Origin of the sequence: uncultured Methanobrevibacter sp., assembly GCF_900314695.1 — an archaeon.
Taxonomy (GTDB): Archaea; Methanobacteriota; Methanobacteria; order Methanobacteriales; family Methanobacteriaceae; genus Methanocatella.
The window spans coordinates 1-13,781 of the sequence record NZ_OMWD01000019.1 but is presented as its reverse complement, the minus strand read 5'-3'; the positions used below and the strand labels follow the sequence as shown (position 1 = coordinate 13,781).

Below are 13,781 nucleotides of genomic sequence, written 5' to 3'. Positions count from 1 at the left end.
CTTTTGAAACTGATTAAAAATGAAAAAAAGAATATTTAACAAAAAAATAAGAGTAATAGTTATTTTTTAACTATAATCTTATTTGTATTTGTTAAACCATTATAAGTTGTTTTAATTATATGTTTTCCAATTTTTAAATTCTTAGAAATTTTTAAAGTAGCTATTCCTTTTTTATTGGTTTTGATTTTATAGGTTTTCCCTTTAAAACTAATTTTAACTACTTTTTTGGCGAATGTTTTTCCTTTTGAATTTAAAACCTTAACATAGAATTTACCTGATTTTTTGAATTTTTTGTAAATATTTTTAGTAATTAATGTATTCTTAACTATTATCTTATTTTTAACTTTTGCATCCCCATAAGAAGAATAAACTGTATATTTTCCAGGTTTGAATTTTAATTTTAAAGTTGCAACACCATTTTTATCGGTTTCGACAAAATAGTTCTTACCGTTGACTGTAAATTTAACTTTTTTTGAAACGACTTTTCCAACAAAATCATAGACAGTGACTTTAAAAGAAATTTTGCTGTTTTGATAATATTTGGTTACATCACTGCTTACAATAGCTTCCCTAGCATCGATTTTTATTTTGATGCCATTGTCAAATGTTATATCCAAATATCCTGTTCTTTCAGCAGTATAATTAATTTCACCATCATAAAGACCTGAAGCATCACTGTAACGTGACACGTTTCCATCCTTATCTACCAAATAGGATAAATCATAACGAACAGTTATGTTATCACCTTTGAGTATAAATTTACCGTCATGATTGTAATTTAAGACCAGCCATTTAGATACAAAATCAGGTTTTTCCACTTTGGAGATATTGTAAATTGTATCTCCCCAGAAGTTATATTCTGCAGTTAATTTTTCGCTGGATCTCAATACTAAAGGATATCCGTTTCCAACCAAAATTGAGTGAACTATTGTTCCGTTTTTACCAAACCAGTATATTCCTCCATCGAAAAATCCATTGTCCATTACTGTTGATTCGCTTATAAATCCGTTGTCTCCAACCCAGCAGACTGCAGCACCGCACCATGCATCATTTTGGTAAAATTGGGATTTCAATATCTTTCCATTATCACCTTTCCATTGGATAGCTCCACCAGAATTTGCATATCCGACATGATTATTTCTAAATACACAATCCAAAACAGTGCCGTTTGTTCCATTCCAGACTATTGCTCCACCTTCAGTTATTTTTGCACCCATTTGGCGGAATCGGATAGTATGTATGATAGTCCCATCTTCCATGACAATTTCTTCTTCCTTATCGAACGGGTCATCTTCAATGCCACGAATCACATTGTTTGAGAAGTTGCAGTTTTTAACCCTACCATTTGCACCATTCCAATAAATTGCTCCGCCCCCAATATCTCTTGAGAAGTATTTTGCAATCGGATTTCCGTTGATGAAATTGATGTTTTCAATAACTACATTGTCTGCGCTTATGTTAAAAATTCTTGATGCATTATTTCCATCAATTGTATGGCCATTACCATCTATTATAATGGTTTTATTAATTAGAATTCCCTTATTTGATCCATTGATGTAGATATAATCCCTATCTAAAACTAAAACACCTCCTTCAGGAGTGTTGTTAATTTTTAAAGACAAATCTTCAAATGAATTGCCATATCTGAATGTTACATTAATGTAAGATGAATTATACTCATCTTCAATAGAAGAGAGACAATCAAAAGTGGAATTGGCAATAGCTGCATGTGCATGAATCTGCAAATCCTTCTGATGATTATTTTCAAAATCGCATCCTATAACAGTTGGATTATCTCCATCCAAATGTAGTGCACCAGAATACTCTGCTGCAGAGTTGTTTTTAAAGCGGGAATTTGAAATTGTTACATTGCTATACCAATGAACGCAAATTGCACCGCCATGAAAAAGTGCAAGATTGTTCAGGAAATTGCAATTATTGACAAGAAGGTTATATCCCTGCAAATAAAGAGCTCCCCCTTCACTGTTTACCACCTGAATGTGAATCTGGTGAGGATCAAAACTCTCACCACTTGTTAGGCCGACTGCAGGACCGTAAGTTACATTATTGTTCATGAAATTACAGTTTTCAATAAGTCCATTATTTCCTTTCCACAAAACTGCCCCTGCAGCTGATGAAGCAGAGTTATTTTCAAAATTACAATTGGACAATGAGCCATTATTTCCCCACCAGGAGATGACTCCCCCAGCAAGGCCTGTTGCTTTTGAATTGATAAAATTTAAATTTTTAATGCAGACATTATCCGCATTTACCAAAAACACTCTTTCCACATCAGGAGCCTCTATCGTATGATTGTTTCCATCAATTGTGATTGATTTTGAAATTATAATTTGATTTGATGAATTTGTGCTTTTGTAATCCTGATTTAGATTAAGTGTTTCACCAACATCAGTTGAGTTGATTTCACCAGCCAAGTCTTCAAGATTAGCTGTAGCATTATTACCTGTATCTGCTGCACTTACACAGGATAGCGATAGGACAATTAATGCAAAAATTGATAAAATAAAAAATGTTTTTTTAATCAAATTAAATTCCTCCAATTGAGAAATATATTTGATTTAATGATTAATAAACTTTTCAAAATAAGAATTTTTATATAAATGGTGCGGGGGACGGGACTTGAACCCGCGAAGGGACTAACCCACTAGGCCCTCAACCTAGCGCCTTTGACCGCTCGACCACCCCCGCATAAAACAAAAGTAGTTATAAAAAAATATATCCCTTAACTTATTTAAAGTTAACTATTTTTATCACAATTTTCACGACTTTTGAATTCTCAAACCATAAATTAAATTAAAAATAAATTATTAACAAAACGTGAAGTAAGAATCCCCAACTTCTATAAGTTGGGGTAGTTCAATTCAATGAAGAAAACCTCGAAATCTATTAAATGGTTTTAATGTCTAATGAGTAGTATCGTGAGGTAAAACTACAGTATAGACATTAAAAAAAAGCTAATTTTTCTAAAAAATTTAATTTAAGTATCAACCTTTATGGTAACTTCCATAATCCCATCATTTTTCAAATCTTCAATCAAATCTTGATTCAAATCTTTTGCAGCCTTATCTGCTTTAATCATCAATGTCCTTGAACAGGTATAATCACTAGTTCTGCACACAATATCTGTTGGATGAGTCAAGGTCAAATCCTCATGGCCAAAGCCGACAATTTCATCATGACCGTTTTCAGTATCCAAAATAACAGTTATTCTGCTTTTTGAGTTGGCGATTTTATCTTTAAGTTCCTGAGGAAAGTCAAGCATTGATTTATCAGCACCTGTTCCTACAATGCAATCTGCAGTTGGACCGATTTCAGGATCTTTTGTAATTTCAAAAGTGGACTTGTGATGAGAGGTTACATTTTTATGACCTTTGGCTTGAAGTTTGAAAATCATGATTATAACTTTGGATGAAAAAATTAATAAGATTTTTCATTGCGTTTAAATGAAATATTGGTAAATTATATTATAATATTTAACTCACAAATGCAAAATTATGAGGAGATAAATTAAAAATAATGAAAGCATGATAAAAATCAGATAAAATGAAATCAGTAATCTACATAAAAAAAATAAAAAAATTAAAGGTTTGAAAAAACCCTATTTTTTTACAACAATTTTATTTGAAACCTTTAGTTTCCCATAGCTAGTGACTATTTTATACTTGCCCACTTTTAAAGAGGATTTTATAGTAATGGCAGCTATTCCTTTTTTGTTTGTTTTAACAACATATTTTTTACCTTTGAATTTGAAAGTAATCTTCTTATTTTTCAATATTTTACCTTTTTTGTTAACTAGTTTGGCTTTGAATTTTGCGGTTTTTGATTTCTTTTTAGATAAATTCTTAGTAATAATTGTTGATTTGACCTTAATTTTATTGGATACCTTATATCCTTTGTAGGTAGCTGTAATTGTGTAAGTTTTAGGCTTAAGTTTAATTTTAAACAATGCGTAACCTTTTTTATTGGTTTTTACATTATATGTCTTTCCATTTATTCTAATTTTAACTTTTACACCTGAACCGACAGGCTTTCCGTTATCACCATAGGCACGCACCTTATAATTTTTATTTGCACCGTAGTATTGTGAAAAGCCTTTATTTCCCGCTAATCTTTTGAAAATCAAAATATTATTGTATGCCTTTTCACCAGTTACAGGATTTTTTGCTTCAATAGTGTAACTTCCAACCTTAAAATTAATATTTAGTTTGGATATTCCGTTAGGCAATGTTTTTGTGGTAACGGAATTGCTTCCAATTTTAAATGTGACTTTTGTATTTCCCAAAGCCTTACCGTTGGAATCACAAAATATTGCAAAATACTGTGTTCCAGTACCATACAATTTAATTACATCAATTCCTTCAACAGTTTTAGAAATATTGATTGATGCATTGGTTGAAGCTGAACGATATCTGTCAGTTTCATTGAAAAATATTAGTGCAACGTAATTTCCAGAAGGCAAATTCAAATCGAGCACTGCTTTGCCGGAACTGTCAGTTAAAATTTCAGACTCTTTTCCGTTAAGTTTAACATAAATTGACTCGCCAACAATGGCTTTACCGGACTCGGATTTTAAATAGATGATTAACTGTTCACTACCCTTGTAATATTTAACTACATCCTTAGCAGTCAAATCAACATTCAATAATGTATCACGTACAATAAATTTGCCTTCACATGAACTTTTGGAATAGTTTTCGTTTCCATTATAGGTAGCCTGGAAAGAATAATTGCCCTCAGCCAATTTTCCAATGACAAATGAGGATTTTCCATTGTTAACTAAAATTGAATATGACTTATCACCTATTTTTAAAGTAATTCTATCACTAATCAAATCTCCCTCAGTTGAATTTAAATTGATTCTTGCAACTACCCTGTCATTCAATCCGACATCGTCAATTTCAACTGTTAATATGGATCTTTTTTGAGTTACATTTAATTCATAAGTGGTATTTGAAGCATAATAGTTGTTATCACCATTATAACTGGCAATGATTGTATACTCTCCGGTTTGCAATGGGGAAATGTACCACATAGCTTTTGAATCAATGATATTCTTACTTCTAGGTGAATAATAACCAATCATGCTGAAAATTACTTTTCCTGTTGCATTAGGACTTAAATTAGCATAAATTCTAATATTTTCATTAAGCAATACTTCACCGACTGATATTGAAATTTGGGATTTGGCTTTGGCAATATTGAAAGAGGTGGAATTTTTTGAGTTGATATAGTAATGGTCACCCAAATACTCTGCAGTCATATTATAATTTCCAACATCGAGACCTGAAAATGTCCAGACAGCAACACCTTCAACTATTTCAATATCTTTTGTAATGCTGCCTGATTTGAAGCGTACAATACCAGTTGCATTATCATTAAGTGTTGCAACGACAATTATATTTTCACCGTAAACAGTATCATTCACCCGTAAAATTACATCGCTGGCCATCTCTTTTACATAAAATATAGTAGTGAAAGTAGAATCGTAATAATTGTTATCACCAGAATAATAAATATCCAATGAATATTGACCAGTAGATAGTTTGGATAAGTTTAGAATAACTTCAGAGTTTTTAATCTCTTTAATGTATTGCTTTTCATTAACTTTGAAAGTTAGATTCCCACTGGCATTTTTAAGGTCAATCACCCTAATAATCTGGTCAACATCATAGGTGCAGTCATCTGCAGAAACATTTAAAATCAAATTAGCCTTATTTACTGAAAAAGTACTTTTAATCTCTTCACTTGTGAATTTATCATTTGAGTATATCACTTTAACAGTGTAATTTCCAGTGTTTAAGCCAGATACCTCACATATTGCTGTGTTGTTAACAATTTCAATTGTTTTACTTAAAATTCCTTCAATTATGAAATTGACATTACCAGATACACCATTATCAAAGTCGACTTTAATTTTTTCCATTTCCCCATAATGAATATCTTCAGCCGTTAAATTAAATTTAATGTCCTTTACTGTCAAATCATTATGGATTGTTGCATTTTTATAAGTTGCTGAAATGGAATAACTACCTGTTGGAAGATTTAAATCAAAGTATGCATATCCGTCGTCATCTGTTGTTATATTGTATTTGTTTCCATTGAAATCTATTGTTACAATTCTGTTAGGCATCGGAATGCCTGTCACTTCCAACAACCTTACCGAATAATTAAAATCATTATAATTCCAACCGGTTGAATTTTCGCCTATGAAAACAAATTCATCCGCAACACCAATTGTTGTATTCCATGTTGCATCAGAGCAATTTTCATTTCCTTCATAATATGCAAAGACATAATTTGTTCCTTTGTCGAATTTGACATTGAATTTTACTTTACCCTTGGTGATATTTGCAGTATAGTGATTATAATTAATATAAAGTCCAATAATTCCAGTGCAAGTTGCAGGATTAATATTTATAGTGACAGTACCGTTTAGATTTTTTTCATCCTGATCAACCACCACATCCAAAGAGGTTTCCTGTCTTGACACCTTGAATGAAGTTGATGCATTTGAAGAGACATATTTGGCATCTCCCTCAAACCATACAGTTACATCATAAGTTCCTGCCTGCAATTCGTATAAATTGATTGATGTGGTGTCATTGTCCAGATAAATAGTGGTATTTACACCATTAACAGTTAAAATTGCTTCACCCCTGAGAGTATTTGGAACTACATTAACTAGAACTGTTGCATTTTGACCCACATCTATATCACTGGCAGTCACGTTTAAGCTGCAATCATATTTTGTTACCTTCAATATTGCGCTTGCATTGGCTGCATAGTAATAATTGCTTTCAACAAATCCGAAGGTAATGTTGTATTCACCTTCTCCAAAATTGTTTAATGAAATTGTTGTGTTTCCGTTATAAAGATAGACAATTTTCTTTCTGACACCATCAATATACATTATTGCCTGGCCCTGCACTCCCTTAGGAAGAAGAGAAACAATAGCAGAACCCCTTTGGTCTATCATAATTTCAGAAATATGAACTGATAAATCCACAACCTGCTTTTTGATTGTAACTGTTTTGTTGAAAAATGATTTAAAGTGATTTTCGTCCCCTTCATACACCACTTTCATGGTATAGTCACCAGGAAGCAAATCAGTTATTTCTGTATTGGCCTTTCCATTGTTTAAATTCAGTTTATATACATTACCTCCAATATAGAGAGATACGACTCCTGTCGGAGTTGATTTATCCTGACTTGTTACTGTGATTGCAACTTTAAGGGGATCTAAAAATGTAATGTTTTCATTATTTTCTACAGCAAGTGAAGTGTAAACCTTACCTACATCCACAGTTACATTTTGAGAGAAGTTACCTACGTTGGCATATACTGAAAATGATCCCTTGTTTTGAGAATGATTAAATATAAAATCGCCTTTACCGTTGATTAATTGTTTTTGTAATGTTTCACCGTAAGAAGTTGTGAATGTAACATTAAACATTGGAAACATATTGATTTGAGGTATTTTATTATTGTTAATTGTCCATGAAGCATTTATTTTAACTGATTCACCAATGTTCAACATTGAATATTCCGGCACCAAACTAAATACCAGCCAGGAGTTAACCTGATTGATATTGACCCTTGAACCGTCTAAATAAGGATTATCATTAGTATTCCACCAATTGTTATCAAGACAAATCGCCTCTCCACCGTTGAAATATATATCTCTGGAAATTCCAAAGAATATTGCATTGTCCATGAATGCATTATAAGTTAAATTCAGGTTACCTGCATTATAAATGTTAGGAGAACCTTTATACGCAAGCATTGGAGCTTCATAATTTCCAGTGTTGTTTCTGAATATTGATCCTCTGGCTTGAAGATTGCCTAAATTATAAATAGCACCATAAATAATGTTGAAACCAGCCTTTTCGATATAATTGTTTTCGATAATGGAATTTAATAAAACAAAATCACCAGCATTATAAATTGCAGACCCCTTACATTGTTGAAGGGCACGTGAATTTGTTATAATACTATTTTCCATTGTTGCATTACCATCATTGGCTATACCTGCACCATATCCAAAATCAACACTCATGGATTTGTTAAATTTGGAATTATTGATGAATAGATTCCCCCTATTATAAATGGATCCACCATAAGAAAATAAACCTGATGTGGACAGTGCAGTATTGTTTTCAAAATAGGAATTGAGGACTTTCAGATCTCCAAAATTGCTTACTGCCCCTCCATAAATGTATTTGTCAACAGTATCATAATACAAAACACTGTTTATGAACTGGCAATTTTCAATGGTAACATCAGCCTTCTTAATGTCCAATGCAGCCCCATAGACATTATTGTTATATGAAACTGAGTATGATACAGGAGATTTGTATGCATTCACAAACTTGATATTTTTAAAGGTTACTTCCACATTGTCGGAAACGATAAAAATGTAATCTCTTCCCTGACCATCGAAAATCGTATTGCCTGAACCGACAAAAGTTAATGATTTGTCAATGGTTAACCTAGTATTTGATGTACCTTTATAGGTTCCATCTGCCAAATTGATAGTATAATTATCTTTAGATGATTTTAATGCCTTATCCACTGATTTTAAAGCCAAATCCTGAGAGCTTCCGTCATTTGCATTATTACCATTAACACTATCAACATAGATTATTTTTCCATTATCATTTAAATAATCATTATTGCTTTCAGATAAATTATTAAATTCCTTAGTGCTTAAATCCGAAGCGCTAACTGAAGATATTAATAAAAACACTGAAAAGATAATAAAAATTATTAATAATACTTTATTAAATTTCAAATTAAATACCTCATTTTGATTAAATTAAATTTTATAAATAATCATTTGTCAATGATATTTTAAGGTATGTAAAATAAAATATATATAATTATCTTGAAAAATAGCAGTTAAAAAAAAAAGAAGTATAAATTAGTTTTAAGCAACTAATTTATTCCAAAGTTGATTTTTTGCGTCTGATTCCAATCAATAATAATATTAATGCTGGAATAATCATGACAATTGAAGGGATGAACCTTTCAATTTCGTTTTTCTCCTCAATTTCATAAATCTTTTTACTTACACTTGAAGATTCACCTGCAGATGAATCTGAACTTGCGGTTGATTTTGATTCACTGGCAGCGGAATCAGTACCTTCAGTTGAAGGAGTTACATCAGAACTGTTTGATTCCACATTAACATTCTGCTGATGACCATCAAAAGAATTTGTTTTTACTTTTCCACCATCAGTATTTGAAGTTGTATCTTCTTTACCGTTTTCAGCATTTGAATTAATGTAATTAAGTAATAAATCCTTTAATGATTTTGAACCGCTGTGTTGATTATCTCCGGAGCCTTCATCATCTTTATTGTCTGAAGGTTTATCATCACCGGATTGGGAATCATCTATTGGAAGTTTACCTGTTTCACCATCATCCTGACTTCCAGAATTTTTTTTAGAACCTGGAATCAATGGATTGAATGAATATTGTTTTTTTGTTTCACCATTGGATATCTTACTTCCATCAACATTATTGGAAATCTCCTTATTATTATTTGGATTATAATTAAATTCATTGCCATTGTCAACACTATTTTCACGAGAAGCAAAGTAATCGAATGCCTTCATGACTGGATTGTTATAGAATTCCATATTCTTATGTGCTGAAATGTCCCCATATTTATATCCGCTCTTGCTTGGATCAGCATTTGGATTATATGAAACCAATAAATTATTGAATATTTTAGAATCCACCGAACTTAATAAGTTAACGGAATAATATCCATCACTGAATACCGTGTTATCATGAATGTTATATTGATGGTCCCCTGAGGTACTTTGACGGTAACTGATACCATATAGATTATCATTTACTGACACATCCCCAACGCTATGCACTTCAATTGTATTATTGGCGATGTGTGAATGAGTATCCTGAGATTCAATACCTGCCACTAAAGCCCACTCATGTGTACCTGCCAAACCAGTAACATTAATCTTGTTGTTAGTGATTGACAAAGATGTTGCGCCGTAGAAATTTTGAGAATAAATTCCTATGTTCGGACCGTTGGAAAATGAATATAAATCATTTCTAGTGATGTTAACATCAGAAATCGGACCGGTAATCTGAATAGGATATGCAGTACCCGCAGCTAATTTACCACCAGTTGTTATAATAGAAATATTGTTATAAATGACTGTCAAATTATTTAGATTATAGATATCTAACCCATAAAGATAATTGTCAATACCTGGAAATGTTAAAAAATCAACCATATTAATAGTGTTATTCGCTATTAATGAGTTTTGAGATTTTGAAATCAGCATACAATCCTGTGAAGGATATGAATTTTCAGGTCTTTTATTGATTTCAGACAAAAGAGTGTTTCCGACAAATGACAAATTGTCACAATATTCCACACCCACTGTTAAAACCAAATCTGAAGCCAATTCAGCACCATTTGCACCGAATATGATGTCTTTTAAAGGCAATTCAGCACTGATTGTGTTATTAGTTATTATCGCATTTGTACAGTACGATAATTTCAGTGCACAATTGTACACATCAACATCATTGTTATGGCCTTCAAAATTTATCCTACAATTGCGAATCTTAAGATTTCTAACCGGATTATATTCATTTCCATCAGCAAATATACCGTATGCTTGAACATTAAGAGGAACAATATAATTAATATCGAGATTGTTTAAAACAGCATCATCAGAATAAATCAATATTCCTGCGTGATCATTTCCTGCAAATTCACTATCCAAATCCATTTTTAAATCTGTCAGAGTGATATTTTTTGCATCCAATTCAAATACTGTGTTTTTTAAAGTGAATCCTATTCCCTTAAGAACAACATTATCTGCACGAATAGCTATTTTACCGAGATTTTCAAAATTTTGTGAAAATATCAATGTTTTACCTGAACATCTTGATTTTAAAACATTATTGTCAAAATAATCATCAAAATTTTGAGAGGTAATATAAATTGTATCATTGAATACCAAATCAGGCTCATCCGGAACTTCTTCATCCACATCAGACAATAGGGAACTATTATCAACAGATAATCTTTGAACTTCTAGAGAATTTAAAGAGTCTGAAGTATCATTAACGTCAATTTCTGCAGCAGAAACTGATGTTATAGAAATAATACAAAGAATAATCAATCCCAAAATTAATTTTCTATTCAAACCTATGCGTATCACCTCCATGAGGTCGTTGTCTCAAATAATCATCAACTATACAAGTATAATTAAAAATTATTAAAAGATATTGTAATATCTATAAAAAATAGTTTATAAAGTTTACTTGAAAATAACAAAAAAATAGTTTTAAAATAAAAAAAGAAAAAAGTAGAGATTAATAAAAATCCCTATCTTTTAACAGTAACTTTTTTAGATATAGTATCTTTGTAGTAACTGATTTTTACTGTGTATTTTTTACCGACTTTGAGTTTGTTTATGACATTTTTCTTAATGGTAACTTTTGCAACACCTTTTTTGTTGGTTTTTGCCTTGTAAGTTTTTCCATTGAATTTAAACTTAATGACTTTACCTTTAAGATATTTGCCTTTTACCTTTTTCAAAGTAGCGGATAATACAAGTTTTTTAGCAGATTTTTTAACATTCTTGTTTGAAGCTTTTAAAATCTGTTTCACAGTTATTTTCTTTGATACTTTTGCTGTTTTATATTGTGCAGTAATAGTGTATTTTTTGGTAGGTTTCACTGTGTTAGGTATTTTTAAAGATGCAACACCATTTTTATTGGTTTTAACTTTATAAGTTTTCTTATTAAGTGTAATTGTTACAATTTCACCTGCAGCAACTTTACCATCAATTCCCCATGCACGTACAGTGAATTTAGATCCATCAAAGTAGTACATAGCGAAGTTTTTACTATTGGTGAGTTTAGGTTTAAACAAGATGAATGCGGAAAGATTTCCACTTGCTTCCTCATACTTGTTATCACCAGTGTATCTGTAGGTAATGTTTTTATCTCCACCAGTCAATCCACTAATATTAAGAACTGTAGTACCGTTTACATGAGTGTAGTAACCATTTCCATCAATATCAACGAAAACAGTTCCTGTTGCATCATCAGGTAATGTAATTGTAATAGAAACAACTTTACCTTCTTGTGCATCACTAGGAACAGTAACATTAATAGTAGGTTTTGTTTTAGCAACACTTGCAGTTACAGATTTAGAGTAAGCAGAGTATTTACCATCACCAGAGTATGAAACACTGATATTATGGTCACCAGAAGATAATTCACCTAATGGGACACTAGCAGTACCGTTAACAACAGGAACAACAGTTTCAACACCATCAACACTAACAGTTAAATTACCGGTAGCATCAGCAGGCAAGTCAATTGAAATAGAGTCATCATCATCAGTTGTGATTTTTTCTGGAATTTCAATTGCTGGAACAACACTTAGAGATTTTTCAGCAGATGCTGAATCATATTTGTCGTCACCAGAGTATAAAACACTGATTTTATGATCACCAGGAGTTAAGTTTTCTAATGGAACACTAGCAGTACCGTTAACAACAGGAACAACAGTTTCAACACCATCAACACTAACAGTTAAATTACCGGTAGCGTCTTCAGGCAATGTAATTGAAATTTCATCTTCATCATTGAAATCGATTTCATCAGGAATTTCAATGTCCGGTTGTACATCAATAGTACTTTCTTTTGAAGCTGCTTTATATTTGTCATCACCAGAGTAAGCGACAGTAATGTTGTGTTCACCATATGCTAAGTCCGGGATTTCAACAGATGCATAACCATCTTCAACAGGAACAGTGTAAGTTTCGTTTCCAATAGTTATGGTTAAATTACCTGTAGCATCTTCAGGCAGGTTAATTTCAACAATAGCATCTTCACCATAAATTGCATCAGCGTCAATATCCATGTAGAATTCAGGATCTACTGTGAATTTAACTGTATTGGATGCAGCTGCATGACTATCATCACCAGAATAGACAACAACAACACTATGTTCACCAGGTTCAGCTGAAGGAATGATAAATTGAGCAGTACCATTCTCATCTAAAGCAACAACAGCTTCTACTTCATCAACAAATACAGATACATTACCGGTTGCACCAGGAATAACAATATCAATAGCTACTTCCGCACCAGCTTCAACATCACTAGGAACAGTAACATTAACTTGAGTATCTAATTTTTCAACAGTGAAATCAGTTGAGTTTTCAATAGGACTGTATTTTAAATCACCATTGAAGTAAACTCCTACTGTGTATTTGTTAGCAGATAAGTCGGAAACATTAAGTTGTCCTTTACCTTCAATAACATCTACATCGTATTTTTTACCATTGAGTATTACTTCAACAGTACCTTCAACAGATTCATTGAATCTGATGTTAACAATTGCATCTTGACCAACAGTAATATCCTCAACTTCTACAATTAATACAGATTCAAACGGATAGTTATGACTTATGGTATTGTTTTCATTGTCATGTTTGACAGCTGCATCACCAGCTAATTCACTAGCATATAATAAGTTATCGGTTACAGTGTTATTAACTGTTGATTTTAAATCAATAGCATATTCACTAGAAGTAGCTTCAATAGCATTGTCAACAATAGTGTTTTTATTACCACTTACGGTTACAGTACCAGTTACAATGTTGTTTGTAAAGGTAGTGTTTGTTCCGGAAATAGCAACATTTTTGAAAGTATTGCCAACTACAGTAGTGTTTGCAGCAATATTTGTAGTTGCATAAATC

The 13,781-nt window shown here is 31.9% G+C and carries 5 protein-coding genes and 1 tRNA gene; all 6 read right to left on the bottom strand.

What is annotated here, in order from left to right; genetic code table 11:
- Nucleotides 1-59: 59 nt before the first annotated feature.
- Nucleotides 60-2,546, bottom strand: coding sequence for a right-handed parallel beta-helix repeat-containing protein (locus tag QZN45_RS07250; RefSeq protein ID WP_296812187.1), 2,487 nt, complete (start codon nucleotides 2,544-2,546; stop codon nucleotides 60-62).
- Between the two features lie 76 nt (nucleotides 2,547-2,622).
- Nucleotides 2,623-2,709, bottom strand: a tRNA-Leu gene (locus tag QZN45_RS07245).
- 289 nt (nucleotides 2,710-2,998) lie between these two features.
- Nucleotides 2,999-3,415 (bottom strand): DUF371 domain-containing protein, encoded by a 417-nt coding sequence (locus QZN45_RS07240; RefSeq protein WP_296812184.1) that lies wholly within the window; start codon nucleotides 3,413-3,415, stop codon nucleotides 2,999-3,001.
- Between the two features lie 204 nt (nucleotides 3,416-3,619).
- Nucleotides 3,620-8,812, bottom strand: coding sequence for an Ig-like domain repeat protein (locus tag QZN45_RS07235; protein WP_296812182.1), 5,193 nt, complete (start codon nucleotides 8,810-8,812; stop codon nucleotides 3,620-3,622).
- A gap of 148 nt (nucleotides 8,813-8,960) precedes the next feature.
- A complete protein-coding gene (locus QZN45_RS07230; RefSeq protein WP_296812180.1) occupies nucleotides 8,961-11,210 on the bottom strand; it encodes a right-handed parallel beta-helix repeat-containing protein in 2,250 nt (749 codons plus the stop codon).
- Between the two features lie 182 nt (nucleotides 11,211-11,392).
- The coding region (locus QZN45_RS07225) for an Ig-like domain repeat protein (RefSeq protein ID WP_296812177.1) at nucleotides 11,393-13,781 on the bottom strand (2,389 nt) is incomplete at its 5' end.